General features: G+C 37.6%; 39 protein-coding genes. 30 read left to right on the forward strand and 9 right to left on the reverse strand.

What is annotated here, in order from left to right:
- Positions 1-162 precede the first annotated feature (162 nt).
- The 23 genes from AC4PRO_RS14575 (at position 163) to AC4PRO_RS14685 (ending at position 11199) form a co-directional block, all read left to right on the forward strand.
- Positions 163-2106, forward strand: a complete 1944-nt coding sequence (locus tag AC4PRO_RS14575) for a transposase family protein (RefSeq protein WP_492117855.1) — start codon at positions 163-165, stop codon at positions 2104-2106.
- A gap of 50 nt (positions 2107-2156) precedes the next feature.
- Positions 2157-3002: an AAA family ATPase gene (locus AC4PRO_RS14580; RefSeq protein ID WP_492117856.1), complete on the forward strand. Its 846-nt coding sequence runs from the start codon at positions 2157-2159 to the stop codon at positions 3000-3002.
- Positions 3002-3469, forward strand: coding sequence for a hypothetical protein (locus AC4PRO_RS14585; RefSeq protein ID WP_492117857.1), 468 nt, complete (start codon positions 3002-3004; stop codon positions 3467-3469). The genes AC4PRO_RS14580 and AC4PRO_RS14585 overlap by 1 nt, the downstream gene beginning before the upstream one ends.
- Entirely contained in the window at positions 3450-4088 is a 639-nt protein-coding gene (locus AC4PRO_RS14590) for a hypothetical protein (RefSeq protein WP_139262298.1), read from the forward strand. Before AC4PRO_RS14585 ends, AC4PRO_RS14590 begins: the two co-directional genes overlap by 20 nt.
- 15 nt (positions 4089-4103) lie before the next feature.
- Positions 4104-4508 carry a hypothetical protein gene (locus tag AC4PRO_RS14595; protein WP_492117858.1) on the forward strand — a complete coding sequence of 135 codons (405 nt, stop codon included), beginning with the start codon at positions 4104-4106 and terminating at the stop codon, positions 4506-4508.
- Between the two features lie 2 nt (positions 4509-4510).
- Positions 4511-4651 (forward strand): hypothetical protein, encoded by a 141-nt coding sequence (locus tag AC4PRO_RS14600; protein ID WP_492117859.1) that lies wholly within the window; start codon positions 4511-4513, stop codon positions 4649-4651.
- Positions 4644-4940: a hypothetical protein gene (locus tag AC4PRO_RS14605; RefSeq protein ID WP_091431746.1), complete on the forward strand. Its 297-nt coding sequence runs from the start codon at positions 4644-4646 to the stop codon at positions 4938-4940. The genes AC4PRO_RS14600 and AC4PRO_RS14605 overlap by 8 nt, the downstream gene beginning before the upstream one ends.
- Positions 4941-5684 carry a DUF3164 family protein gene (locus AC4PRO_RS14610; protein WP_492117860.1) on the forward strand — a complete coding sequence of 248 codons (744 nt, stop codon included), beginning with the start codon at positions 4941-4943 and terminating at the stop codon, positions 5682-5684.
- Between the two features lie 110 nt (positions 5685-5794).
- Entirely contained in the window at positions 5795-6001 is a 207-nt protein-coding gene (locus tag AC4PRO_RS14615) for a hypothetical protein (protein ID WP_492117861.1), read from the forward strand.
- A gap of 2 nt (positions 6002-6003) precedes the next feature.
- Positions 6004-6270, forward strand: coding sequence for a hypothetical protein (locus tag AC4PRO_RS14620; RefSeq protein ID WP_492117862.1), 267 nt, complete (start codon positions 6004-6006; stop codon positions 6268-6270).
- A 182-nt stretch (positions 6271-6452) separates the two neighbouring features.
- Positions 6453-6839: a hypothetical protein gene (locus tag AC4PRO_RS14625; RefSeq protein ID WP_492117863.1), complete on the forward strand. Its 387-nt coding sequence runs from the start codon at positions 6453-6455 to the stop codon at positions 6837-6839.
- A complete protein-coding gene (locus AC4PRO_RS14630; RefSeq protein ID WP_492117864.1) occupies positions 6826-7188 on the forward strand; it encodes a hypothetical protein in 363 nt (120 codons plus the stop codon). Before AC4PRO_RS14625 ends, AC4PRO_RS14630 begins: the two co-directional genes overlap by 14 nt.
- A 353-nt stretch (positions 7189-7541) precedes the next feature.
- Complete coding sequence (locus AC4PRO_RS14635; RefSeq protein WP_492117865.1) at positions 7542-7757, forward strand: hypothetical protein; 216 nt, start codon at positions 7542-7544, stop codon at positions 7755-7757.
- Entirely contained in the window at positions 7754-8005 is a 252-nt protein-coding gene (locus AC4PRO_RS14640) for a hypothetical protein (RefSeq protein ID WP_492117866.1), read from the forward strand. The genes AC4PRO_RS14635 and AC4PRO_RS14640 overlap by 4 nt, the downstream gene beginning before the upstream one ends.
- Positions 8005-8337 (forward strand): hypothetical protein, encoded by a 333-nt coding sequence (locus AC4PRO_RS14645; protein WP_492117867.1) that lies wholly within the window; start codon positions 8005-8007, stop codon positions 8335-8337. Before AC4PRO_RS14640 ends, AC4PRO_RS14645 begins: the two co-directional genes overlap by 1 nt.
- The gene (locus AC4PRO_RS14650; protein ID WP_492117868.1) at positions 8334-8477 is read left to right on the forward strand and encodes a hypothetical protein; all 144 of its coding nucleotides are present in this window, start codon (positions 8334-8336) and stop codon (positions 8475-8477) included. The genes AC4PRO_RS14645 and AC4PRO_RS14650 overlap by 4 nt, the downstream gene beginning before the upstream one ends.
- The gene (locus AC4PRO_RS14655) at positions 8474-8806 is read left to right on the forward strand and encodes a DUF4406 domain-containing protein (protein WP_492117869.1); all 333 of its coding nucleotides are present in this window, start codon (positions 8474-8476) and stop codon (positions 8804-8806) included. Before AC4PRO_RS14650 ends, AC4PRO_RS14655 begins: the two co-directional genes overlap by 4 nt.
- Entirely contained in the window at positions 8779-9300 is a 522-nt protein-coding gene (locus AC4PRO_RS14660; RefSeq protein WP_492117870.1) for an LvrA C-terminal domain-related protein, read from the forward strand. The genes AC4PRO_RS14655 and AC4PRO_RS14660 overlap by 28 nt, the downstream gene beginning before the upstream one ends.
- Before the next feature lie 26 nt (positions 9301-9326).
- Positions 9327-9617 (forward strand): hypothetical protein, encoded by a 291-nt coding sequence (locus tag AC4PRO_RS14665; RefSeq protein ID WP_492117871.1) that lies wholly within the window; start codon positions 9327-9329, stop codon positions 9615-9617.
- A gap of 2 nt (positions 9618-9619) precedes the next feature.
- On the forward strand, positions 9620-10141 hold the full coding sequence (locus AC4PRO_RS14670) for a hypothetical protein (RefSeq protein ID WP_492117872.1): 522 nt from the start codon (positions 9620-9622) through the stop codon (positions 10139-10141).
- Positions 10142-10145: 4 nt separating this feature from the next.
- Positions 10146-10490, forward strand: coding sequence for a hypothetical protein (locus AC4PRO_RS14675; RefSeq protein ID WP_492117873.1), 345 nt, complete (start codon positions 10146-10148; stop codon positions 10488-10490).
- Between the two features lie 169 nt (positions 10491-10659).
- Entirely contained in the window at positions 10660-10854 is a 195-nt protein-coding gene (locus AC4PRO_RS14680; protein WP_492117874.1) for a hypothetical protein, read from the forward strand.
- Positions 10855-10917: 63 nt separating this feature from the next.
- Positions 10918-11199: a hypothetical protein gene (locus tag AC4PRO_RS14685; protein ID WP_492117875.1), complete on the forward strand. Its 282-nt coding sequence runs from the start codon at positions 10918-10920 to the stop codon at positions 11197-11199.
- Here the strand turns inward: AC4PRO_RS14685 and AC4PRO_RS14690 are convergent.
- Entirely contained in the window at positions 11189-11641 is a 453-nt protein-coding gene (locus AC4PRO_RS14690; protein WP_492117876.1) for a hypothetical protein, read from the reverse strand. The genes AC4PRO_RS14685 and AC4PRO_RS14690 overlap by 11 nt on opposite strands.
- Positions 11642-11682: 41 nt before the next feature.
- Here AC4PRO_RS14690 and AC4PRO_RS14695 point away from each other — a divergent pair, with 41 nt between their 5' ends.
- Complete coding sequence (locus AC4PRO_RS14695) at positions 11683-12246, forward strand: hypothetical protein (protein ID WP_492117877.1); 564 nt, start codon at positions 11683-11685, stop codon at positions 12244-12246.
- 238 nt (positions 12247-12484) lie between these two features.
- Here AC4PRO_RS14695 and AC4PRO_RS14700 read toward each other — a convergent pair whose 3' ends face one another.
- The 8 genes from AC4PRO_RS14700 to AC4PRO_RS14735 all read right to left on the reverse strand — a co-directional run bounded on the left by AC4PRO_RS14700 (position 12485) and on the right by AC4PRO_RS14735 (position 18777).
- Positions 12485-13033, reverse strand: a complete 549-nt coding sequence (locus AC4PRO_RS14700) for a hypothetical protein (protein WP_492117878.1) — start codon at positions 13031-13033, stop codon at positions 12485-12487.
- A 13-nt stretch (positions 13034-13046) separates the two neighbouring features.
- A complete protein-coding gene (locus AC4PRO_RS14705; RefSeq protein ID WP_492117879.1) occupies positions 13047-13559 on the reverse strand; it encodes a phage virion morphogenesis family protein in 513 nt (170 codons plus the stop codon).
- 72 nt (positions 13560-13631) lie between these two features.
- Positions 13632-14915 carry a phage minor head protein gene (locus AC4PRO_RS14710; RefSeq protein ID WP_492117880.1) on the reverse strand — a complete coding sequence of 428 codons (1284 nt, stop codon included), beginning with the start codon at positions 14913-14915 and terminating at the stop codon, positions 13632-13634.
- Complete coding sequence (locus AC4PRO_RS14715; RefSeq protein WP_492117881.1) at positions 14897-16141, reverse strand: phage portal protein family protein; 1245 nt, start codon at positions 16139-16141, stop codon at positions 14897-14899. The genes AC4PRO_RS14710 and AC4PRO_RS14715 overlap by 19 nt, the downstream gene beginning before the upstream one ends.
- 2 nt (positions 16142-16143) lie before the next feature.
- Entirely contained in the window at positions 16144-16557 is a 414-nt protein-coding gene (locus tag AC4PRO_RS14720; RefSeq protein ID WP_492117882.1) for a hypothetical protein, read from the reverse strand.
- Positions 16557-18071 carry a hypothetical protein gene (locus tag AC4PRO_RS14725; RefSeq protein ID WP_492117883.1) on the reverse strand — a complete coding sequence of 505 codons (1515 nt, stop codon included), beginning with the start codon at positions 18069-18071 and terminating at the stop codon, positions 16557-16559. Before AC4PRO_RS14725 ends, AC4PRO_RS14720 begins: the two co-directional genes overlap by 1 nt.
- The gene (locus AC4PRO_RS14730; protein WP_492117884.1) at positions 18072-18308 is read right to left on the reverse strand and encodes a hypothetical protein; all 237 of its coding nucleotides are present in this window, start codon (positions 18306-18308) and stop codon (positions 18072-18074) included.
- Between the two features lie 7 nt (positions 18309-18315).
- Positions 18316-18777, reverse strand: coding sequence for a hypothetical protein (locus AC4PRO_RS14735; RefSeq protein WP_492117885.1), 462 nt, complete (start codon positions 18775-18777; stop codon positions 18316-18318).
- 175 nt (positions 18778-18952) lie between these two features.
- Here AC4PRO_RS14735 and AC4PRO_RS14740 point away from each other — a divergent pair, with 175 nt between their 5' ends.
- From AC4PRO_RS14740 to AC4PRO_RS14765, 6 genes are read left to right on the forward strand one after another with little or no spacing between them, the layout of a single operon-like run.
- Entirely contained in the window at positions 18953-20104 is a 1152-nt protein-coding gene (locus AC4PRO_RS14740; protein WP_492117886.1) for an ATP-dependent Clp protease proteolytic subunit, read from the forward strand.
- 28 nt (positions 20105-20132) lie between these two features.
- Complete coding sequence (locus AC4PRO_RS14745; RefSeq protein WP_492117887.1) at positions 20133-21134, forward strand: hypothetical protein; 1002 nt, start codon at positions 20133-20135, stop codon at positions 21132-21134.
- 50 nt (positions 21135-21184) lie between these two features.
- Entirely contained in the window at positions 21185-21595 is a 411-nt protein-coding gene (locus tag AC4PRO_RS14750; protein WP_492117888.1) for an N-acetylmuramoyl-L-alanine amidase, read from the forward strand.
- Positions 21596-21598: 3 nt separating this feature from the next.
- The gene (locus AC4PRO_RS14755) at positions 21599-22078 is read left to right on the forward strand and encodes a hypothetical protein (protein WP_492117889.1); all 480 of its coding nucleotides are present in this window, start codon (positions 21599-21601) and stop codon (positions 22076-22078) included.
- 1 nt (position 22079) lies between these two features.
- Positions 22080-22421: a hypothetical protein gene (locus tag AC4PRO_RS14760; RefSeq protein ID WP_492117890.1), complete on the forward strand. Its 342-nt coding sequence runs from the start codon at positions 22080-22082 to the stop codon at positions 22419-22421.
- 2 nt (positions 22422-22423) lie between these two features.
- Positions 22424-23626, forward strand: coding sequence for a DUF2586 family protein (locus AC4PRO_RS14765; RefSeq protein WP_492117891.1), 1203 nt, complete (start codon positions 22424-22426; stop codon positions 23624-23626).
- The last annotated feature ends 48 nt before the right edge of the window (positions 23627-23674 follow it).

Consider the following 23674-nt stretch of genomic DNA (forward strand, 5'->3'; position numbering starts at 1 on the left):
AATTCGCTTGTACGTTTTTTTCATAATTCAACAAAGATAAAATTTATCATTTGTTGCGTTAGGTTATTGAATTCTCCAGATGTTTCAAATATAGTGAAAAACCCGCCACGGCATTGCGTGGTTCCGACACCACGGCGGGAACAAAACCAAACAATAAAAATTATGTTTGAATACCAACAAAACACACTTTGCGTTGCTTCGACTTGGCTAGTGAATGAGGGATTTTTGTCTGATTCTAATTTAAAGTTACTTACACATCGGGGTAAAATCAAAAAACTAACAATCGGCGGTAACGGTCGTAAGGCTTTAGTAGCCTACGAGTCTATCCCTGACCGTTTCAAGAAACTGATCCGTGAAAAAGTGGGCGATCCATACGCAAGCGTTAAAAACATTGTTTTTAGCGACTACATGGACTGGGATCATACTGCTGAACAGTATTTCAGAGATTACCTATTAGAGAATGGCTCGCACCTTCCTGAAGAAAAGCAGAAAGAATACACACACCAGGCGATCATGTTCAATGCTGTTAAACACATCGCAATTAATGTAGTGGTGCAAAAACGCTTCGGAGGTAAAAAACAAATGTGGGATCGTATGCTCGAAGCAATTGGAAATCTACCTGAAACGTGGTTACACACTCGGTACAAAAACGTGATTTCGTTCAAGCGAGCTATCCAAAAATATGATGCTGAAAGTTACGGGTCAATAGTTTCAGGCAAATGGATGAACTCAAACCCTTCTAAGATCATTGACGATGTTGCCGATTTTATTATGTCTCAATATTGTTTGCCTGTCAAATACACCATCACTGAAGTACTAAGAATTTACGAATCAGTACGTGAAGCCAAAGGATGGAAATCATTAAGCGAAAGAGCTGTTGGAGCGTGGCTTGATAAAACGGAACAAAAAAGGATTTGGATGCTGGCGCGAGACGGAAAAGACGAATACATGAAACACTTTGGCCACACTGTAACACGTAACCGTTCCCAGTGGTTTCCTAATGCTTGGTGGGCGATTGATGGTACTAAGCTAGATCTAGTACACTTTGCGGACAACAAACAGAAAATGGCAGCAGAACTTAAAATAAACGTTGTTTTTGACGTTCACAGCGAAAAAATCATTGGTTGGGACATTGCATACAGCGAGAACCACGCATCGCACTTTAGAGCTATTAAAATGGCTGTTAATCATTCAGGGTGCCGTCCACATTTGTTCACTTACGATAAGCAATCAGGGCATACCTCAGGAAAGATGCAAGATTTATACGATAAGCTACCGGTAAAAGGGCATCATTACAGCCATAAAGTGGGTAGAAAATCAAGTCCAGCTGAGCAAATTTTTAACCGCTTGCAACAACAGGTTATCTCTAAAATGTGGTTTTCTGACAAACAAGGGATAAAAGTTAGAACCGCTACAAACAAACCCAACACGGATTTCATTATGGAATACAAAGAGGCGCTTCCTACAGTAGATCAATTTAATAAAATATTCACAGCCCTGGTTAATAAATGGAATGCGGGCAAACAAGAAGATTGGGCAATCAACCGCATTGAAAGATACAATGAAGAAACGGAACACCGCGAAGAAATTAGCATTATGGACCAACTATCAATGTTCTGGATTGATGAAACCAAAGTTAAAAAATACTACGCTCACGGAATGCCACTTACTGTTGAAGGCAAAGATTATATCTACGAAGTGTATGATGAAACAAACAACATCGACACGGAATTTAGACGAAAATATGTTGGCGAAAACCTCATTGTAAGATACGATCCTGAACGACTAGATGAATTTATTGGATTATACGAATTGACTCCTTCAGGCGAAAAAAGATTTGTTGCCTATGCTCAATCCAAACGAATGCACGAGTCTATACCGGTACTTATGAAAGGAAATTCAAGAGCATTACTCGACCAAGACATAGCCGTTAGAGATGCCGAGCTAAAACGAGACCAAGAAGCCTACGAAAGATTAATACAGCGATCAGGCATAAGCCGCGAAAGCTTAATCGAAGAACAAGAGATGATGATCAAGTTTCAAGGCCATTTGCCAAAAGAGGAACAAATGGAAACCGACAGAACTTCTTTTCATTCCAGATTTTAACCCTTTAGAACTATTTAAAAACCATTTAAACACTGATTAAACCTAAGATTATGACACACACAGACAAATTAAACATCGTAGAACATTTAGATCAATACATTACTCAAAAAGGATCTCAAAACAAAGTAGCAATCGAAATGAAAACCGTTTCAGCCGCTACCCTTTCACAAATGAGAAACCACAATTGGGATAATATAGCCGAGGAAATGTGGCGCAAAGTTTCTGCCTTTCTTGGTATAGGTACTAACGAATGGAAAATTGCTGAGACTGGGAACTCTCAACTACTAATGAAATTGTTTAGCGAGTCTCAAAACTTCTCTTTAGTTCTAGCGGTTACGGGAAACGCAGGAAGCGGAAAAACAGCCATTGCCAAGAAATATGAAGAAGAGAATAAAAACGTATTTAGACTTTCCTGCAACGAATATTGGGACAAAAAATGGTTTCTACGTGAGTTGCTTTCCAAGATGGGAAAAGAGACAGACGGAATGACATTGCCCGAAATGATGCATAAGGCAGTTATGACATTAAAATCAGCATCAAAACCAAAAATCATACTAGATGAAGCCGATAAGTTGTCGGATACGGTTCTGCTGTTTTTCATCACCCTATACAACGAGCTCGAAGGACATTGCGGTATTACCATTATGGCAACCCAATATTTAGAAAAGCGTATCCGTCGAGGAATCGCAATGCAAAAGAAAGGCTACCGTGAGATTTATAGCCGAGTTGGTTTGCGCTTCATAGAATTAGATCAAACTACATTTTCAGATATAAAAGCAGTATGTGTGGCTAATGATTTGAATGACGAACAGATCATAAGAGGAATTGCCAAAGATGCTGACGGAGATTTAAGACGTGTAAAGCGTTTGGTTTTCGCCAATAAAAGAGCGGTATAATGAGTGAATTTAGATACCACCCAATCATAGAGTACCTCAAGATTAATGAAGATGGGTCAGAAATATTACTGAATGGTGCGATTTTAAAGATTAGTAGCCAGCAACTGCCTCACACAAAAAAAATTAGAAAAGTAGTTTTTGTTAATAGAAAAACGATCAACACTATCAGGCTAGTTTGTGAAGCTTGGCATGGTATAGCTCCTACAGGAGAACACGCAGCAAGGCGCACAGTGGAAACAAATGGAGATCATTACAGCAATTTATACTGGGGTAAAAAAGGAATGACCGAAAGTAATATTGTAGGACACAAATGGAATAACCGAGGAATACGAATGACTGAAGACCTTTTCAAATCAATAAGTGATAGGCTAGCAAATGAAAAATTAACCATTGTTCTAAAAGAGTTAAAAGTCAATGCAAGCTCTTATTACTATTATAAAAAAAAGCATGGCAAAAAAAATAAATAGAGCCTACTCTGTTTCAAACGTTCTTTCAAAAAAATTCAATCCTTTAGAGTTCTCTGGTGAATGGGAATCTACACTAGGAAAACCTGACAAGGCCTTTTCGGCGATCATTTGGGGAGGTACTACAAACGGTAAAACCGAAGCGGCTATAAAGTTTGCAAAGTACCTCACAAATTTCGGGAAAGTAGCCTACGATTCCCTAGAACAGGGGCTTTCGTCAACAATGCAAAATGCATTGGTGCGAAACCATATGGAAAGTTGTGGTAACTCATTTGTTCTCTTAGATCGTGAACCTTTTGATGAGTTAATTATTAGAATGAGTAAACCCAAATCACCTGATTTCTTATTTGTCGATTCAGTTCAATACACTCGAATTACTAAGGCTCAATATTACCAACTAAAGGAGTTAATGTTAAAAAAAGGAAAAGGGATCATTTGGATATCACAAGCCAAAGGGAGTATGCCAAAAGGTGCTTTAGCAGATGATATCATGTTTGATGTCGATTTGAAATTATGGGTTGAGGGATTCAAGATGTTTCCTGACGGACGGTTAAACGGAGGTGGTCAGCCATTCGTTATATGGGCTCAAAGAGCCGCTAAATATTGGAAAGAGATTATTTAAAAAACAACAACAGCCATGAACACAACAAAAACAACAAAAGAAAACACAGTAGCCTACCTATTGGAATTGCTACAAAAAACTAGCACAAAGGAAGATTTTATTTTTGAATTCTACTTATTCTGGGTTGAAAACGTAACAATAAGGCTTAGAGATTTCCAGAACGTCCTAGCGAGTGCCTCTGTTAATAAATGGTGGCTGCAAGAACTAGCAAAACACGAGGAACACTTTAGAGAAATAGCCGCCTCTTATCCAGAGATAGCGGGAAAAGATAAAGATCAGTTGTATTGCCAGTGTGTCAATAAAATGATGTCTCGCTTTCCAAAAGCATTGTTAGACCAGGCGCAAAAAAGAGAGTCAAAACCACAGCTGACAAAAGTAGCCGGGAAAAGAATTGAATACTCCATCATTAATCAAAACTAACCATGACAGAAACAAAAATTAAAGACCGAATCGAAAAACTGCAAAACTGCCTCATCGAAATGCCCAACCATCCCAACCGAGTGGAGATTGAAACCGACATCAGGAATTTAGAAAACCGCCTACACCACGAAGATTATGAGTAACCGAAAAATAAACCAACGCCTAGAAGACCTGCAGAACGTATTGTTCTATTGTTCAGAATTGCAAAAAGAAGGAAAGATATATGTGTTCAAAGTGGGCGAACGCATCTGCATTAATCAGGAAAGAGGGTCATTATTTAGCCAACTATCATTTGACAACAACGAGAACTATCTACACGAAGTGAGAGGTTATGAATGCCCACCCGCATTAGAGGCAAAAATAAAGTTCACCGTAGAGAAGATACAAGCCACCAACTGGGGCGGATTCAATCAAGATCAATATTTAAAATAAATGAACATCAATAATATAATAGTAAATCAACCAATAATTATGAATGCAGCAACATTAGATCTAAGCACGTTCAGTGCGGAACAATTAAAAGAAGCCTTGGCCAAAAAAGAAGCCAAAAAAGACACAGACCGTGAAGCTTACAAAGCTTTAGTACTCGAAACCGTACCTAAAGCCATGTTTCAACTTTGCGTAGCTTCCGAAGTAATTTCCGAAGCCAAAACCAAAACGTTTCAGTTTTTTGAGCAGGTTTTAGACTTAAAAAATATCGTTTACGGTATAAAAGAGAAACAACAGTCACACACCTTTTCTACAGATAAAGAAGAAATTACCATCGGGTACCGCATCAATGAGGGTTGGGACGATACCGTAACCGCAGGGATTGCAAAAGTCGAAAAGTACATAGGTTCCTTATCAAAAGACGAAGAAACTGCTTCACTTGTAGACATGCTTTTCAACCTACTAAAGAAAGATGCCAAAGGAAATTTGAAAGGTTCCAGAGTTCTCGAGCTTCAAAAAGCCGCAGCTAAATCTAACGATGAAGAATTTAAAGACGGCGTGGCCGTCATTGGGTCAGCATACAAGCCAGTGCGTTCTTCATGGTTCATTGAGGCTGCATTAATTAATGAAGATGGTTCTAAGACTAACGTGCCGTTGTCCATGTCTTCAGTCGGTTTCTCAGGAAATTACAAGTTTGAGTTTTTTAGCGAAGTAATACCAGCAGATCATGGAGATGAACAACAGTAATACCAGCATCTTATTAGTGATACTACTAATACTACTGAACGGAAAAGCCATAATTACCTATGTGTTATGGCTTAGATTCAAAATCAAAACCCACTTTACCCAACTAAAAAATGAGCGCAACAGTAACGATACTGCCCCTAGAAGATCATCAGCAATATAGTGTCAATGGGCATACTGTTTATAAGGATACCAACGGCAACTATATCTCAAGAATGGATTTATCAGACACAGAGAATCGAGCTTTCTCCAGGTATAAGAAAATAGTCATTGACAATCCAAGATTTAAAACACACACAAAAGCAACTTATAAATTATAATTATGAAAACACCTAAAATAAAAATTACGATCATTCTTTTAATCGCCACTTTGTTAACATCATGTGCCGACTCTAAAAAGTTCAATATAGATAATAAAGAGGTTGAAGTTCAGCCTTACGGATGGTTTGATTTAGAAGCGAAAAACGATAGCATTAAATACAAATTAAACACGGGTAACATTATTTTAAGTGTTGTTTTTTGTGAAACAATCGTCATTCCGATACTAATAACAGGTGACCAATTATGGGAACCAGTCGCTAAAAAATAATTCAGAGAATACCACCTAGATTATTAATTCGGTGTCCCGAGTGTCTTGGAGAATAAAAACTAGCTGAAAGGGACAATAGGTTTTTTAAAAAGTGATGCAGCCCGCCACCCATTATGTCAAGGGACCATCACAAGCAGGTTCGAATCCTGCCTCGGGAGCAAATTTAAAACAACAACAACAAGATGAATACAGACTTATTCTTAAAACAAAGAAAATTGTTATTAAACAAAAAAGAAGCTCAACTAAATGAAATTAACGTTGAATACGCTCGGATTTTAGAAGAGTTTAAAAAAAATAACTCCCCTGTTGAAAAGCATAAAGTATATGAGCTTATTGAGAATGGTAGAAAGCGTCGAGGTTTTAAACGAATTGTGATCTATGACCTTGAAGTTTCGGTATGGGATAAGGATAGTGTAATGATGCGTGTAGGTGGTTGGTGGCTTGATAAGGATAATGTACCAACCAAGTGGGATACAATGACAGTAGTCGGAGTAAGCAACAATGCAGTTTTTAAATTATCTGATAATCAAACAGCTAAAAAACACCCAGAAGCAAATGACAACAACTAAAACCGCACCATACGCCTACCAAGGCACAGGCAGTGCCACAGAGGATTACTTCAAACCAAAGCCCGCAAACTCTCCCCTTCCTTCGGAGGAAGTCGGGGGGAGGAACTACGGACTCTTCGACCACAAAAACCCCCAACACAAGCGAATAATGGCAAACCTACGAACGGCAAACATAGTCGTAAAAAGCGAACGCTGGGGCGAAGTTGCCGACATGACAGGATGGTTTGACCGCTTTTTAAAAAGCGATAAAAGCCCAGTTAAAAAGCCTTTAAAGGAAATGACCGAAAAGGAAGTATCAAAAATAATCGTGGCCCTGGACGGGGTAGTAATTTGGAAAAATTCAATATAAAATGATAACAACTACAACATTGATTTCAGGAATAGTAAGCTTTATTCTCGGGATGTTTTTTGAAGCATGGACTGAGCCGAAAAAAAAAAGAAAAGCAAAAAAAAGAAAAAAGAACACCGTTCGATGTGGCTCTACTGACCTCTATTGTTTCGAATGTGAAATGGAAATGTCAACAAAAGAAAAAAACGGTCAGCTATTTTGTAATAATTGCGGATTACGTCATTAATCATGGAAAAATGCAAACACCTTTACACCCGCTTAAAAGTAGTAAGCGTTACCGTCACCTGCGAAACCACTGTAGTGATCTGCAGTAGTTGCAAAAAAGAACTAGAACCTAGAAAAACACACTGCGCATGAAAATAGCAAAAGTAATAACAGAATGTCCAGAGTGTGAATTTTGCACTAAAGGATCTGCCCAAAATAGCAATAAAACAAACTTTCTTGTTTGCATGTCTCCAATGGCACAACCATTTTTAATTGATGCAAATGTTAACGAGTCTGTGATGAATTTCGAACATAAAATTCCCGAAAACTGCCCGCTAGAAGATTATAAAACACAAGAGCCATGAAAGAGCCAATTTTTACAATAGAAGAACTTCAAAATATGGGGTTTAAGGAACTGGAAGGCGATGCCTTAGATAATAATGGCTATTATCGTTGGTGGGGACTTCAAAAAAACGACTCTGAACTTCACGTTACTTACGTGTATGAGGCTGGCAATAAATTCTTAAATGCCTGCCTAGAGTTCAACGGCGAACAGCTTAAAGGCAGAGAGCTCACAAAAAAAGATGTCGAATTTTTAATCGAATTGATGTAATGAAAATAACCTTAAAACTAAACCCCGAAACCGCACTAATTGTAGCCGCAACAATTGAGGCAGTTTATAACAGCAAAGCATTAACCAGGAGGGAAAAGTCAACGCTTTCGATTGCTCTTGATGTAGCCGCTAAATTAGATGGAAAAGCAGTAGCTATCAAAGCAAAAATGAATCTTTTTGACCCTAAAAAGAAAATTACAATTAACCTAAAATTTCACGAAGCCGATATGTTAGAGTTGCTACTCATTCAACAAATGCAAGGTGTACAAGACACCTATATCAGGCTGGAAATTCAAAAAGCAATCAATATTCTCAATCAGAAGCTCGCATGATAAAAACTAAAACAATCCCAAAAAGACCTGTAGACAAAACCGAAACGATATTTGAAGAGGAATACCGCCTACGTCAAGAAGCAATCAAGTTGTCAAAAACATTCGTTCACACCAAACCCACTAGATACCTATTAAAATGAAAAAAATATACATCGCTGGTAAAGTAACCGGATTACTCCCCGCACAAGTTCAATCAAAGTTTTTTGATGCCACCTTAGCCGTAAATGTAGCGGGATTTGATGCCGTAAATCCTATAGAGGTAGTCAATGATTCCACCACCGAATGGGATGTTGCAATGAAACTATGTGTAGCCGCTTTACTAAAATGTGATGCTGTACTAGCACTGCCTTGTTTCGAAGACTCTCGAGGCGCAAAAGTAGAACTTTGGTTATCTATGAATTTAGCGATCCCCATATTTTATAACATCGAACAATTGAAGCAATGGAACAACTCACAACCTACCGTGTAAAACACAAAAAAAACGGTCTTATATTCCTGTTTAAATTTGATTTAAACGGTGATTTAAGATGGTTCGGTATTCCTGATGAGATTATGAATAACGAACAAATGGACTGGCTTTATTCTAATAAATTCCCACGACAGGAAAGTTATATGGATAAATGGAAAACCGACCCAAAGTACACCAAGCAATTTGAGGTAGAGAAATCGCCCGCCGATGTTTCCTTTGAAGCCCTTTGGAATCTATACGATTATAAAGTGAGCCGAATGGATTCCGAAAACAAATTTAAGAAGCTCAAACCCGCTGAAGTAATAAAATGTTTTATCGAAATTCCTTATTACCTCGACACCTTAAAGAAAACACCGGGCATTGGTAAATTGCATTTGGCCACCTACATCCATAAACGAAGATTTGAAGATGAACGCCCACAAGTAGCCATGAAAGTGGGCAAAGTTTTTAACCCCGTATTAAAGGATTTAGCTAGTAAAATGAGAAACAAGTAAAAGTATAATATTAGAACTCATAGAAAATGACAAAACACTTTATAAAAGTAACTAAAACAAACGGGGCTAAAAACAAGCTTCAGACGCTTTGTATTGACAAATTAACAAAGCTAGACCAAATACTATGCAATAGTTATCCTGAGGCTAAAGAAGAGGTAGAACGCCATTTTTACAACGCTTTAAAAGCCTATGTCGGTACCGCCAAAGAACCTGAATTAAGAGATTTTATTTCAAATGCTCACGAGCAAATATTTTATATCGAAGACCTAATTTACATCTCTATTTATAAAGTAAAAATTGAAGTAATAAACCCATAATCATGATACTAGGATTTAGCACAGAAATAAACGACAAGCCCACTTACTTTGTAGAGAAGATTTGGGCAGAAGTTGGTAAAATATTTGCCGAAATTACTCCAACAGGAAAGTATTATCTAATGCCAAATGAATATTTTGAATGTCTTGATAAAGGATTCCAAAATATGAGCCCTTTTCACCCCAAACTCCACAGCATTCGTGAAGATAAAACCAATCGATGGAAACAAGGGATGAAGATTGATTTTTTTATCAATGTTCGGAGAAAAAATATGTTCCGGTTTGCTCCGGTTCTGCCAGTGGTTAGCGTTCAAGATTTTGAGATTGTTTACTATACAGATCGAGAAGTGTTACGAAATGATTTACCACCCAAAAGGGCTATTGTAATTGACGACAAACGTTTATCAGAAGATAAATGGCTAGAACTAGCCCAAAACGACGGTTTCGACACGGTAGAAGAATTCTTTGCTTACTTCAATGAAGATTTTACAGGTAAACTAATTCACTGGACAGATAAAAAATATTAAAAACATGAGAACAAAATCAATAAATAAATCAGAAATACTAGCTATTCATAATTTTTTAAGGGATGCTATATACCGCTTCAGAGTAATGAACTGTAACCCGGATGAATTAATTGTCAGCTTACCTAATTGGCTACAACAGCTTTTAACTAGCTATCCAATGACTAATTATCTAGATCATAGCCTAGCAATGATTTTAGAACATTCAAGGTATTTTGATGTTAAAATACAGTCCCATTATAGTGATGAAGTGGTAGTGTTTTTTAAAGACTACCACTTGAACCCCAGTTTTTTTAAACCAATCATTCACAGAATTAATTTTGAGAATGAGGAAAACCGTAAGGAATCATAAAAACAACCTAATACCTTTGATTATGCAAGAAATATGGAACGATCACCACCGCCAATTAAAAGAAATAGACAGGCGGTATAAAAAACGAATAATAGTGCTGAAATTATTTGCAATACTAATATTTGTTGCTTTTATAATAATATTTACAAATAATTCCTACATTTGATTTATGGAGATACGTTATTATAAACAAAAAGTAGCAAGATATTTTATTATTATTGATGGAATCTATGAAATCTCAACTGATAGTTTAGACGATGTCACTCGCTATATTAAAGAACGTTCGATACCGGATATAATGCTTTTGGACGTTCAAGAAAGGAAATGGATAGAAGTTGAGTCACTACTAAAAAAAATAAATTAAATATGAAAAAACTAATCCTCTTAAGCACATTAGGGCTTATGTTAGCAGGTTCAGCAGTGGCCTATGAATATGTGGGTAAAAAGTGTACAGGAACAAAAAGTTGTTCTGCCTGTAAAAATTGTAAGTATTGTAAACACTGTGCAAAAGATGGCGGAGAATGTGGAGTATGTAAATAATAATAATCAAAAAATAAAAATTATGGGAAAACAAAATAATCCATCACCGTCAAGACCTACACAGTCACCTCCTTCAAGTCCACAGTCTCCACCGTCAAGTCCAACACAGTCTCCACCAGGACGTGGGAGTGAACAACAAAAAGGAGTAGAAAGACCTCCTAAAAGGTAGTTAAAAAATATATTAACATTAGAATCAATCCTGCAAATAATGAATACATACTATAAAAATTTAATTTCCTTGTATAAATACTATAGGTATCTGAAAGGTCGTCATACATTGTAATTTCTTGATCAATTTTTGCTTTTTTTATGTCATCTGTTTTGGTGTCTAATTTTTCAAGTTGAGATTCACTCATTAAGTAATCGTTGTAATTAGCTTTTAAGCCATAATGTTGTGATAAAAAGTTTAAGGCAACACCAAGTAAGAATGCTAAACCACAAAATTTTATAAATAAACTACAGGATAATTTATTGACAGCATTAAATTTAATAATTTCAAGACATACGTAAATTCCAGCTCCACAAAATGATACAATCAGCAAATCAAGTCTTTGAGCGCTATAAACCATATTATCCCACGCTTGTTTTTTACGTTCTTTAATTTTTTCCATATCATTTAATTTTGATCAAAATTACCTTAAATATACATGCAATGAAAAAAATAATATTACTTTTCTTATTCCTTATAAGTTCATTTATCCAAGCGCAAGACTTCAACACTTATCTCGCTGATGCAAATACATCATTAGAAAATAGAGACGCCAAAAAAGCCTACGCCATTTCTACCAAGGCAGTGGAGCTTAATGTAAATAGTATTGAGGCTAGATGGACTAGAGCGCAAGCCGCAACGGCAACAACTTACTTAGAAGAAAAATACACACAGGCATTAACTGACTTGAACTTTATATCTAATAATGGCGGCGCATCTGCTAAAGTTTACAACGCTATCGGACTTGTGGAACAAGAAATCGGTAGTAATGTGTATCGTTTTAAAAAGGCAAAAACAAATGACAGTTTTTCAGACGACAACACCGCTTATATCAAAGCACAAACGCAAATTTATAGCGAGGCTATTACAAACTACCAAAATGCAATAGCAGCCTTTAAAAATGCTATAGTAGCCAAACCCGAAACCGAATCGAGTTTGAAGTTTAAAATAAAAGATTCAGAGCGGTATATTTCCCAAATAAAAGAATCAATTTCGGATCTGAAATAACCCCAAAAGCCCACCTAAAAAGTGGGCTTTTTTTATATAAAAAAGTTTTCTATTTTTGTACTATGTCCAGAGATATTTTACTACAAACCCGCAAGAAAAAAGAAATAGTTGAGCACTTCAATAAGTTGAGTGCTGAGCGTGCGTTTGGAGTTAAGAAATATACCATTGCCTACTGCGTGGCCTCTACTGCAGAAAAATTCTTTTTGCGACCAAAAACAGTCGAAAGTTACCTATACTGCTAGACCTCTATTGTATCATACAAATCACTTTGATTTCCTGCGGGTGGTACCACCTCTCTAATTACTTCCATTTCCATCTGTTCAAACTTCATATTGTCATACAAAACACTTGCAGAATCGTCCATCATCGTTAACTCATACCGTTGCACGTATAAAATACCCGCACCGCCCGTTTCTACAGGGTTAAAACCAGTCCTGCGCATATTGTTGTAATAATTCCCATTTGTAGCGTGAAAAACGGCGTTTATTTGCGTTAGTAAATCCAAGAAATCTAAGGCTTTTTGTTGCCTTTTGCTGTTTTTTGCCGTATCGGCAAAGGTTTCGTAGAACAAATACACATCCACCTGCAGGCGAAGTTCTTGTATTTTCTCTCCCTGGTCCTCGGTACCTAAAACACGATAGCCAAAAAATACAGCTGGCGATTTAAACGGATGCTCCTCTGCCATAAAGCTAACCTGTTCACTCCACAAATCAGAATGTTTTATTTCGGGAATGTTAGCCGTTACACGGTTTTGATGCTCTAGGTATAAATTCTTTAAATCCTTCATAATTAATCAGTGTTTAAACGCTTTTGAAACGTTGTATAATCATATTTTGAAACTTCGCATCGATTAGCGTATTAAAAGCAATTGAATTCCCCATAAATTGACGTTTTGGCATCTTAATAGTTAGGTGCGTTTTCTTTGTTAGTGCCATCCCTTTGTATTTACCTTGTCCGGTTTCTTTGTATTTGTACCAAAAAAACTTACGCATTTTTGCCGTTACCGGAATGTTGATGATTCCTCCTTCATTATGAATTTTTGCATGAGCAGCATTAGTGCCTAAAACAACTCTTTGTGTACTGCTTTCGGTAATCCTTATAGAATCTCTTAGGCCTGCAGACTTGGTTAAAATGGCACGCCCAGGATCATCATTGTTTTTGCGTTGTTCCCAGTTTTGAATAGTAGCGTCTAAAAATCCTTGTTTCTCAAAATTGCCCATAACAAAGTTGATCATCTCTACTTCAGCAATAGTTTGAGCGTCTAGGATCAATTGTTTGCCCATCTTTTCAAAATCAGGTACTTTTTCTAACATATTGAAATTATTTGTATATTTGCCTATATAAATGGTTACGCGGGGCGAAAGCCCCAAGTTTCCTCCCTCTAATTACAAGCTTCTTAATTTTTTGTAATTCTTTTTCAAAACATCTTCTCTAGTTACTTCAACAGCCTTTCCTTTTCTAATTAAAAACAAAGAAGTTATCTTCTTACCACGTACTTCGCTTATTTTATTTTCAATTTGCTTAATGATAACATCAAAATCAATTGTTTTTATTTTGTCAAAATTCATCACAATAGAATAATTGAGACTTATGGTACCCATTTGTTCTTTTGCGGCTTTAAACTGTTTTGTAATACCGTTGTTACTTTCGGGATTCTTTAAATCCGAGACAAAGCCACGAATCAAGTATTCTGGGTTTTTTACTTTTGAAAGTTCACTATGTGGCCGTATGCTAACATCAACGCCCAATTGTTCAACAATTGTTTTTGCATATTGTACGTTTAGCTCAATATCTTTGGGGTCTGCCCAAGTGGATACTGCTAACTTTGCTTTTTTAGTTTCAAATACCGTTTGATAATCAGGTGTTGAAATCTTCATGTCTTCAAAGCTTGCTTTTATTTTCTTTACATCTGCATCAGGAAAAGCAAAATAAGGGTGTTCGTCTTCATTAAAGATCATATTCGATTTACCCACGTTTCCGTGAAAGCCGGGTGTCGGTTTGCCTTCGGGAGTTCCTTCAGTAGAAGCTTCATCGGTTTGGGTTACATAACAGCGACACGCCCACCCATTTGGTGGGTACCAGCTATCCCAAAAGGCATCATCGACTGGTTTTATAATATCCTCCAGATTGCGATGCTCTTCACGAACACGGTTATCTTTTACGGTTTTATATCTCAGGTTGGGATATAATACTTTTTGAGAGTCGAATTTATCCCATTTCTCAGCCATTGCACCTGATCGGTTAGCGCTATTGTATTCGGTTTCCAAATGCCTAACATTGTACTCCTGATTGACTTTTAAAGCTTTGTCCCTAAAGTCTTGAAAGTTTTTAGCATCTTTCAAATTATAATTAATTCGGGCTAGTTCTTGATAGGTCTTAGCAGCTGAAAAGCGGTATAAGTTTTTGTTTAAAGCTAAATTTCGTTTCGCTTTATCGGTATAATTATAAAAGGATTTACCCACACCTTCAGCGGTGGCGGTTCTCAGATCGCCCAATGTTTTTTGTAACAATTCGGGGTTTAAATCCGTAGGTTTCAAATTCCCCTCATGCAGTTGCTTGGATAGTTTTTCAATTAGCTTGCTGTAATCAGTAAGTTCTACCGCTTTAAAGGTGTTGTGTTCATAGTCGCAAGGATTCGCATTATAAAAATTTACAATTTCGTTTGCCAAAAAGCTACTGGCTGTTGCTTTTGAGACTTTTTTTTTTGATCCGGTTCTACCGTTGCTGCAGTAGTAGTTTGTTTTAATCCAATGATTGGAATACCTGTTTTGTCAGTGATAAATTTGGCGTCCACTTCAAAACCTGCATCAGATATATCTTTGACTAATGCAATCACTTCCGCTGCTGTTAGTTCCTTGGAATCATCCCAATCGAAAGTATAATTTTTCAATTGTGAATAAGCCGGGCTTATCAACTGCAAACGCCAAAGCAAATCCTCGTTTATAAGGTCTTTAATGTCGTTTTTGTCCGAGTCGTGACGATCATCAGATACGCCTTGCATCACCTTTAATGAGCCATACGTTCCTGTAGCTCCTGCATCAGTCGTTCCGTCTTGACCTAATATTCTTTTGGTCATTTCAGAGTTCATGCGATCAATCAACTTATCAAAAATCTCATATGAACTCGAACCCGCTGAGTTCATTACTTCAATTTTCTCATTGCCTTTCAATACTGCCCAATGGTTTGACACCATGTTTGCCATCATGTCGGCCAACTCGTTTTCTCTCGTTTCGCTATAACTATCTGTTGTTACCCAACGAGGTGGAATTCCGTATTTTTCGACATACTCAGCCCACGCAGCTTTGGCAAATTTCTTTGTCAAAGCATCGGGCGCAACGTCTTTTAATATTCCTAAATCCTTGTTTTTACCTATTTGGATATAATAAGGCTTCAAAGGATCTTCTCTATAACTGTAGCCCTTACTGTCGCCGTTCTCTTTTACAATCAAACCCTGCTCAGGAATAACGTTTTCTTGAGGGATGAAGTTCACACTCGCAAGCTCTGTAGTTTCGGCATTCAAGTCCCACAATTCAACGACAGTTGTTCCTTTGAATTTGGCATTAATAGCATGGTAAATAAAGGAGTTAAACCAAGGCCTCTCGAGTAATTTGTTTATTTCGGGATTGGTTTTTCCTGAAGCGTCTACGAGTTTAAAACGGGATTGCTTAATTTTTAAAGTTCGGCTTTCTATAACAGAAGCCAAATGACTGTCTAGTAAGATACTTTCGTATAATTCTACCAAGGGCGCACGGTTAGCGTTTTCGGCCAGTTGTGCCAATGTCAAAGCATCCTTCCATTTTCGAATGGTTTGAACGCTTAGCGATTTGCTTTTTGGTAAGATGATATTGGACGGTCTATTGTCGTAGGTCTTACCTACTTTTGCTCCTTGTGCCATAATTAATAATAATAGTCTTCGTTCTTGTTATTGCCCCATTGTACTGTTTTGCGTTCCACCTCTTTTGCGGGTAGTTCTGGACTCTCTATTGCATCTCTAACGCTATCGAGCCACTTTATAGCCCAATTGTAATTGTCCTTAAAGTCAGACGGGATTTTCCTTGGCGCATTCCGTTTTACCACAAAATAATTGACTAGTGAGGTCAACACTTGTTTGATAATAGGCTTGTCTTCGTAATCAGCCACAGAAAACATAACAGCAACATCAAAACGCCCACGAAGCTTGCTTTTCATAAAAGCAATTTGCTGTAGTTCGATATTGTCCAGGGCTTGTAAATCTTCTTGAACACTATCATCGATATAGGTTTCAAAAAGTTGTGTTTTTAAATCGTCTTCAGTTAAAAAAGATAGTGCCATTAGTATACGTGTTTGCGTTCAACTCTTCCCGTTTTTGGTTTTGTTCCGGGCTTTGGAGGAATCCATTTTGCTAAAAAAGTAATGCATTGTTCGTCTGCATCTGGTGAATCATCGTGACCGCTATACCCGGGTTCTATTCCAAGCAATAAAGCGTTCCCGATTATTGTATCATTATGCGACTTCATCTTCTCGTTGTACCAAACCCGGTTGTTTTGGTAAAAGCTATATTGCGATATAATTCGAGATTCTTTTTTACCTTTTGGAATATTGACCTGTGTTAGCCTTAGTTCAATACTTTCGGCTTCCTCTACAGCGGCAATAACTTCTTTTACGGCATCATTCCAAAATTGCGACTCAAATCGCCACAGTATTTTAACACTCTCAGGTAGAAACTTTTGAAAATCTGCCATAAATTGCACCGCGGGTTTCATTTTTGACTTTTTCACAAAACTGGTGATGTAATAAAAATGTTTGTCTTTTAATCCCCATATTCTCACGGCATTATAATCGGCTTTTGGTGTGCCTGAATAGGCAACATCCCAATGCCCAACAATGCACTCAAAATGGTCTATTCTTGGTAAAGATGTCCATTGTATATCACTTTCTTTCCAATACTTACCTTCAACGTGCGGTTCTTGGTTGTATTCAGACTGAGCGGCTAGTATGTCATCGTCTTCAATTTCTTTATAGTAATTCTTATCGTATTTTTGATGCCAACGAGGCTTGTAAGTAATAGGGTCGTACGCTTTTATACGGTGTATTTTCCATTTTGGGTGCCTTGCTTGGAGCTTCTTCTGGATCATGATAGGCGCAAATGCATTGTTGGACTGCATGAAGCGTCTAGTTTCTCCATCCATTGTAGGAATCAAAGAGCGCTCAATCCAAGTAACCAAAGTATCTTGGTTCTTTTCATTACTTATAGTTTCCTTACTCTCAATATCATCTACATTGATAAAGTTCGGTCTCAACGGACCTACTCTTAAACCTCTACAGTTTTGACCAATACCTAAAGATTGCCCAATGAATCTACCGTCTTTAGTTTGCCATAATTTTTCATCCCAACCACCAAACTTCTTTTGTTCGCCAAAATCGGCTATAATTTGAGCGTTGTTCTCAAACTCTAGGCGTAAATCTTCCAATAATTGAGTGGCTTTACTTTGATTGGTTCCTATGATGACCATGTACACCTTCTCATCATTTAGCCACAGCCAAAAAGGCAATAAGGTATTGCAGACAACCGATTTTGCCAACCCACGACCCCACTCACAAAAACCACGAAAGTTTTTGTTTTTCTTGACCAATTTTGCATATTCAATATGAAAGTCGGGTGTTTCAAAAGTAGCATAATGGGGAAAGTACCTTTGAACCATAAAAGGAAAGTCGGTTTTGCATCGCTCAATAGCTGCTTTCCGTTCTTCTTTGGTTTCGTTGGTATTCCCTTTACCGCCAGACGCACGAATTAACTTGATCTTATCAAGTATCCTCGCTTTAGCTACTTTGTCAACTACTTTCATTTATTTAGAATCTAAAATGTTATTCGCCGTTGTGTGGTTGATCTTATTCTCGTTGAAATCATAGAATAAGTTGGTAATCACTTTTACACGATATCTTTTGTTTCCTATGTGTTTTTCTCTAATTATTTGTCCCACTTTATAGCCACAGCCTTTTTTTAATAAATGTGCGCCTAGTTGTAATTGCCATTCACGGACACTGGCTCTGTTGAGCAATAGATTTAATATGATTTTAAACATGATTTAATTAGTATTTAAGCGCAAGCTCATTAGTATGATTTTCAAAAAACTCTAGAATTTCCAAATGAATCTTTGGATTAACCTTTGCGATCATATCGCTCATGATTAAGTCCATCACATTGATGTACGTGTTGTAAGGAATGCGGTGTTCTTTTTCAAAACCATCTTTGGTTTTGTTCAGTTTTGCAATGGCATCTACCAATTTAATCTTATCGGCATTATTGGCATCAGCATCGCTTTCCATCTCCACTAGCTTTTCGGCATAGATATCAATTAGGTTATTAATGTTTTGAAGTCCGTTTTTAGTAGAACTTAACAGCGCATTACGGCGATCCTTCCACTTGAACTTTTCGACCCAGTCGCCAATTGTCTTTTCGGTTACACCTACAAGAGCAGCGATTTCCTTAGCTGTTTTCTTGCCGTTGATGTATTGATCCTCTGCGAGCTTTTGTTCTCTAATTTTTGCCATAAGTGCGTTGATTATAGGACAAAATTGCACATTCATTATAGATAGTTAAGTATTGGATTTCCTAGACAGGGTTTGAGTTCCCCGTTAATAGGTTTGTATCCCTCGTTTAAGAATTATGATTTTTTTACCACTCGAAATAATCCAAATTTTGCCACTCAATCATTGGATTAAAAAAATGAAAAACACATGTAAATCAATCTTAATCATCGGAACCGCAGGGAGCGGGTTGACGGCAGCTGCTATTGAGGCAATGTCTAAACAATTCCCATTAAGTATTACTGCGGAAGCGGTAGGGCAAACGGCAAACTTTAGAGTTACCGGTGCATTATATGACTGGAACAATACAGCTGAAGATATGACAGCGCAAGTTGATCAGTTCTTAGCAGATGGTGTTCTTGATGTTCATGTTTATTTGAACGGTCCAGGAGGCGATGTATTTCTAGCTGCTGAAATCGAAAACCAAATTTTGCGTTTCCCCGGAAAGAAGATTGGAACGGGTGGTGCGCTTATCGCATCGGCATATACTAAGATTGCGAGTTGTTTAGATGACTTCAAGCAAGCAGATAATGGTCATTATATGTACCATAAGCCATCGGCAAACATTAGAGGTAATGAAGACGAAGTAACATCTGGTTTACAATTACTTAAAAACCTCAGTACATCTTACAAAGAAACGTATGCCACAAAAACGGGATTATCTGTTGAGCAAATTGAAAGCAATTGGTCAAAAGGAGATGTATGGCTAACAGCAAAAGAAGCCGCAGCTCAAAAATTTATTTCAGGAGTAATCAAAAAAGAGCCTATCACGGCCGAAATCAAAGCCTTATTTCAGGCTTGTCATTCTCCTATTATTCCAAAAATTACAAACATTAAAAAACCTGTAAATATTATGAATCAAAAACTTTTAGCACAAGCCCTAGGGCTTCCAGAAGATGCCAGCGAAGAGCAAATAAATGCTGTCGTATTGGCGAACAAAAAGGCAGCTGAAGAAACCGCTGGACTTAAAGCAACTGCAACTCTTAAAGAGGAATCAGAGAAAACGGTAAAAGTTGACGCCTTAATTAATGGCGCAATTACCGATAAGAAAATCACCGCAGCACAAGCTGAACCACTAAAAAGTTGGGCAAAACTAGACTTTATGGCCTGTGAAAACCATATCAAAGCATTAACTGCTTTGGGTAAAGTTTCAGATGCTATTGTTCCCGGTGCAACTTCAACGACGGCCAAAGATTATAGTGCCATGACTGAGGCAGAACAACAAACACTAGCACAAGAAGACCCTGAAGCTTTCAGAGCTTCATACATGGCTTATTTAGAGAAAAAGTAAAAAACAACAAAAACCAATAATTAGAATTATGAAAAATAAATTCGGAATGATCTTCGGCTTACTATTAATGGTATTGGCTGTAGTTACGGGTTTCGCAAAGGAAAACCCAAAAGGAGTAGCAATGGCTGCCGTTACAATTGTAGATGGCGATTTGCTTAATGAATTGAATGAAAAGTTCATCTTATCAAAATTCAAGCACTTAGGAACTTGGATTCAGGAAGTAAAATCCAAAGACAACTGGGTGGGTAATAACGCCATTAGAATACCTAAGAGAAAAGGCGATTCGGCACCAACAGTCTTAATTAACAACAACGTTTTCCCAATTGTGTCTAGCGGGCGTGAGGATGAGAAAGTAGTGGTTTCCCTTAATCTTTACTCTACAGTAAATAAAGAGGTAACTGCTGCAGAATTATATGCTATTGCGTATGACAAAGAAGGCGATATCAACATGGAGTTGAAAGAGGAATTAGAAAGCAAATCTACAGATCACGCTTTGCACTCTATTTCGCCAGCATCACACACAACGGACACACCTGTGTTGGAAACAACCGGAGAAGCGGATGGAACTCGTAAACGTTTATGTAAAAAAGACATCATCCTTTATAAAGGGAAGTTGGATAAATTATCGGTACCGTTAAAAGGTAGAATTTTGGTGCTGTCAACAGTACACGCCAACGACTTGTTATTGGAAGATGCTGCTTTTGAAAAAGGATATCACAACCGTATGGACGGTGCGATTTCTCAAAACTACTATAGCTTCAAAATTTACGAAGAGGTGTACACACCAACCTACCACGCTACTACAAAAGTAAAATTAGCTTTTGACTCTGTTACTGCAGGTAGAACGTCTTCTATTGTTTTCCACAAAGATTCTACGGTAAAAGCTAAAGGAACGGTGGAGCGTTACGCAAGAGACAAAAAGACTGATCCTGAACATAGAAAATCAGTAGTAGGTTACGATTTATACTTTGGATGTTTTGCTATCCAAGACCAAGGTCAAGGAGCAATCATTGACGGCGTAGTAGTCTAGTAATAATTTAAGCCCCGATTAATCGGGGCTATAAGCAACACTAAAAAAAGATGCGAAAGATAAAGTACTTAGCCGTGCATTGCACCGCCACAGCCCAATCGGAAACCGTTGAAAACATACAAAAATACTGGCGTGATAACCTAGGTTGGCAAATGCCCGGCTACCACTTTATTATTAAACCTAATGGTGAGATTGCCACTTTATTAGCAATTGAGAAAGTGTCAAATGGTGTAAAAGGATTCAACTCTGAAACAATTAATATATCCTATATAGGAGGTGTTGACGCAAAGAACAATCCACAGGACACTAGAACGGCACAACAAAAAACAACGCTCTTAAAGCTTTTAAGAGAATTGAAATCAAAATTTCCACAGGCAATAATACAAGGACATCGTGACTTTCCAAATGTTCACAAAGCATGTCCGAGTTTTGATGCTAAAACAGAATACAAAAATCTTTAACCCATGAAAAAGGCATTAATATACCGAGCTTCATTTTTGTTTTTAGGGTTAACAATAGTTGCCTGCAGCAGTAAAAAAGTAGTCATTCAAAAAGAAATAACGAAGGACACTATTATAGAAACGGTACACGATACGCTATTTTCTGTTGAAAAGGACAGCAGCTATTACAACGCACTTTTAGAGTGCCAAAATGGTAAGGTAGTGATCAAAGCCGTTACGGGAACTAGCGCAGGCAGAAAACTGGGGACTCCAAAAGTAGTTATCCAGGACAATCAATTAAAAGTAGATTGTTATGCTGAAGCGGAACAATTATTTGCTAGTTGGAAAAGCACTTTTATCTCAAGATACAAGGAAACCAACCCGCCATTAATTACCAATGTTTTGACATGGTGGCAACAAACACAAATTTATTTTGGTCGTATAGCGGCTTTATTAATAGCCTTATACCTCCTTTTATTATTATTCAAATTCAAACAATTGTAAGATGAATCAAGAAATTAAAAATGAAGCAATTGCGGTTTTCAAGAATTACCCCAATGCAAAAGAAGTTTTCGTAACTGCTGATGGTCAGGCTTTCTTAAAAAAAGACCGTGCAATATTGCACAACGTAGATTTTGAAACGGTAAAGCGCTCAGTTGTGATGCCGGCAGAAACAACAGAAGATACAGACGCACCCGTTAAAAAAACAGCTGCAGAACTAATCGAATTTATCCCAACTGTGGAAACAATCGAAGAGTTAGACGCTTTAGAAAAAGGCGAAAAAAGAGCCACAGTCTTAGCAGCTATTACAGCTAGAAAAGAGGCTTTAACCACTAAACAAGACTAATTATGAGCTTTGAAGGTGTAATAATTAACAAGGGGCAAGGCGGGTTAAACCGTACAGAAACTTCTACCGATGCCATCATGGCATTGGTGGTTTTTGTTAACGATCCCTTGACTAATGCTGTAAATACGGTTATGGAATTGACCAGTACTGCAGCGGTAGAAGCTTTGGGCTTCACAGCGGCTTATGATGCCAATGAGGCTGTTTTGCTTCATCATCATGTGTCGGAGTTCTTTAGGCTTGCGCCAAATGGAACTTTGAAATTAGTGGTTACCGAAAAGGCAACGGCTAAATTGTATTTTGAAAGTGATGTTGCAAAAGCATCATGGAGAGCGAATACAGATGTGAAAAGAATCGGATTCGTTTATAATTCGGATGTTGTGGCTTTAGATCTTGATTTAGAAATCAATGCCTGCCAATTGTTTATCAATGATTTGTTTGCTGATAAAATTTACCTAAACGGAATTTACCTCGAAGGTAGAAACTTGGGTAAAGCGGCAATTAACCGTAGAACATTGACAGCAGGAAAAGTAAGCGTAGTGATTGCACAAGATCCTGCCATTGCTTCCTTGGATGCAGCTTATTCTCATTATGCTGCTGTTGGTTCTATCCTAGGGAGTAGAGCGGTTAGAAAAGTGAACGAGAATTTGGGCTCTGTAGACATTATCAATAAACCGAACGCTCGAAAAGGAGAAATCACTTATCCGTTAACGGAAAGTTTGCAAGGGTTGTGGCTTTCGGCCTCATTAAGTGACGGTACTCCAGTTTCGTCTTTAACAGATGTAGAGAAAAAAACTTTAACGGCTAATGCCTACATCTATGCAGGAACTTTTCAAGGTTTTGCGGGGGTTTACCTAAATGGTGAGCCTACTTGTATTGCCATTTCCTCAGACTATTCTACAGGAGAAAACAACGGGGTTTGGGATAAAGCCGCTCTAGGAATTAGAAACGCATTATTGCCAAAGGTTCGTGGATGGTTTCAAAGAAACCCAACAACTGGTGCATTGAAAGATACTTCTATTACAGACTTGGAAAACACGGGTAAAAAACCATTGCAGGCGATGCTTGTGGCCGCTGAAATAAGTGGTTATGATTTGGTTATCCCTGCGGGTCAAAATCCAAACGATCAAACACCTTTATTGGTTAAAACAACAGTAACGCTAGGCGCTATTATTCACACTTTCGAGGTCGATTTATCATTAAACTAAAGACATGGCAAAAGTAACAACATTAATTAACGCCTTTGGGCGCATGGC

The sequence above is a fragment of the Flavobacterium sp. DW-iso2 genome, assembly GCF_058725285.1.

Coding starts and splice junctions, on each gene's coding strand:
- AC4PRO_RS14575 (WP_492117855.1), top strand. CDS start 163: ATGTTTGAATACCAACAAAACACACTTTGCGTTGCTTCGACTTGGCTA.
- AC4PRO_RS14580 (WP_492117856.1), top strand. CDS start 2,157: ATGACACACACAGACAAATTAAACATCGTAGAACATTTAGATCAATAC.
- AC4PRO_RS14585 (WP_492117857.1), top strand. CDS start 3,002: ATGAGTGAATTTAGATACCACCCAATCATAGAGTACCTCAAGATTAAT.
- AC4PRO_RS14590 (WP_139262298.1), top strand. CDS start 3,450: ATGGCAAAAAAAATAAATAGAGCCTACTCTGTTTCAAACGTTCTTTCA.
- AC4PRO_RS14595 (WP_492117858.1), top strand. CDS start 4,104: ATGAACACAACAAAAACAACAAAAGAAAACACAGTAGCCTACCTATTG.
- AC4PRO_RS14600 (WP_492117859.1), top strand. CDS start 4,511: ATGACAGAAACAAAAATTAAAGACCGAATCGAAAAACTGCAAAACTGC.
- AC4PRO_RS14605 (WP_091431746.1), top strand. CDS start 4,644: ATGAGTAACCGAAAAATAAACCAACGCCTAGAAGACCTGCAGAACGTA.
- AC4PRO_RS14610 (WP_492117860.1), top strand. CDS start 4,941: ATGAACATCAATAATATAATAGTAAATCAACCAATAATTATGAATGCA.
- AC4PRO_RS14615 (WP_492117861.1), top strand. CDS start 5,795: ATGAGCGCAACAGTAACGATACTGCCCCTAGAAGATCATCAGCAATAT.
- AC4PRO_RS14620 (WP_492117862.1), top strand. CDS start 6,004: ATGAAAACACCTAAAATAAAAATTACGATCATTCTTTTAATCGCCACT.
- AC4PRO_RS14625 (WP_492117863.1), top strand. CDS start 6,453: ATGAATACAGACTTATTCTTAAAACAAAGAAAATTGTTATTAAACAAA.
- AC4PRO_RS14630 (WP_492117864.1), top strand. CDS start 6,826: ATGACAACAACTAAAACCGCACCATACGCCTACCAAGGCACAGGCAGT.
- AC4PRO_RS14635 (WP_492117865.1), top strand. CDS start 7,542: ATGAAAATAGCAAAAGTAATAACAGAATGTCCAGAGTGTGAATTTTGC.
- AC4PRO_RS14640 (WP_492117866.1), top strand. CDS start 7,754: ATGAAAGAGCCAATTTTTACAATAGAAGAACTTCAAAATATGGGGTTT.
- AC4PRO_RS14645 (WP_492117867.1), top strand. CDS start 8,005: ATGAAAATAACCTTAAAACTAAACCCCGAAACCGCACTAATTGTAGCC.
- AC4PRO_RS14650 (WP_492117868.1), top strand. CDS start 8,334: ATGATAAAAACTAAAACAATCCCAAAAAGACCTGTAGACAAAACCGAA.
- AC4PRO_RS14655 (WP_492117869.1), top strand. CDS start 8,474: ATGAAAAAAATATACATCGCTGGTAAAGTAACCGGATTACTCCCCGCA.
- AC4PRO_RS14660 (WP_492117870.1), top strand. CDS start 8,779: ATGGAACAACTCACAACCTACCGTGTAAAACACAAAAAAAACGGTCTT.
- AC4PRO_RS14665 (WP_492117871.1), top strand. CDS start 9,327: ATGACAAAACACTTTATAAAAGTAACTAAAACAAACGGGGCTAAAAAC.
- AC4PRO_RS14670 (WP_492117872.1), top strand. CDS start 9,620: ATGATACTAGGATTTAGCACAGAAATAAACGACAAGCCCACTTACTTT.
- AC4PRO_RS14675 (WP_492117873.1), top strand. CDS start 10,146: ATGAGAACAAAATCAATAAATAAATCAGAAATACTAGCTATTCATAAT.
- AC4PRO_RS14680 (WP_492117874.1), top strand. CDS start 10,660: ATGGAGATACGTTATTATAAACAAAAAGTAGCAAGATATTTTATTATT.
- AC4PRO_RS14685 (WP_492117875.1), top strand. CDS start 10,918: ATGAATATGTGGGTAAAAAGTGTACAGGAACAAAAAGTTGTTCTGCCT.
- AC4PRO_RS14690 (WP_492117876.1), bottom strand. CDS start 11,641: ATGGAAAAAATTAAAGAACGTAAAAAACAAGCGTGGGATAATATGGTT.
- AC4PRO_RS14695 (WP_492117877.1), top strand. CDS start 11,683: ATGAAAAAAATAATATTACTTTTCTTATTCCTTATAAGTTCATTTATC.
- AC4PRO_RS14700 (WP_492117878.1), bottom strand. CDS start 13,033: ATGAAGGATTTAAAGAATTTATACCTAGAGCATCAAAACCGTGTAACG.
- AC4PRO_RS14705 (WP_492117879.1), bottom strand. CDS start 13,559: ATGTTAGAAAAAGTACCTGATTTTGAAAAGATGGGCAAACAATTGATC.
- AC4PRO_RS14715 (WP_492117881.1), bottom strand. CDS start 16,141: ATGGCACAAGGAGCAAAAGTAGGTAAGACCTACGACAATAGACCGTCC.
- AC4PRO_RS14720 (WP_492117882.1), bottom strand. CDS start 16,557: ATGGCACTATCTTTTTTAACTGAAGACGATTTAAAAACACAACTTTTT.
- AC4PRO_RS14725 (WP_492117883.1), bottom strand. CDS start 18,071: ATGAAAGTAGTTGACAAAGTAGCTAAAGCGAGGATACTTGATAAGATC.
- AC4PRO_RS14730 (WP_492117884.1), bottom strand. CDS start 18,308: ATGTTTAAAATCATATTAAATCTATTGCTCAACAGAGCCAGTGTCCGT.
- AC4PRO_RS14735 (WP_492117885.1), bottom strand. CDS start 18,777: ATGGCAAAAATTAGAGAACAAAAGCTCGCAGAGGATCAATACATCAAC.
- AC4PRO_RS14740 (WP_492117886.1), top strand. CDS start 18,953: ATGAAAAACACATGTAAATCAATCTTAATCATCGGAACCGCAGGGAGC.
- AC4PRO_RS14745 (WP_492117887.1), top strand. CDS start 20,133: ATGAAAAATAAATTCGGAATGATCTTCGGCTTACTATTAATGGTATTG.
- AC4PRO_RS14750 (WP_492117888.1), top strand. CDS start 21,185: ATGCGAAAGATAAAGTACTTAGCCGTGCATTGCACCGCCACAGCCCAA.
- AC4PRO_RS14755 (WP_492117889.1), top strand. CDS start 21,599: ATGAAAAAGGCATTAATATACCGAGCTTCATTTTTGTTTTTAGGGTTA.
- AC4PRO_RS14760 (WP_492117890.1), top strand. CDS start 22,080: ATGAATCAAGAAATTAAAAATGAAGCAATTGCGGTTTTCAAGAATTAC.
- AC4PRO_RS14765 (WP_492117891.1), top strand. CDS start 22,424: ATGAGCTTTGAAGGTGTAATAATTAACAAGGGGCAAGGCGGGTTAAAC.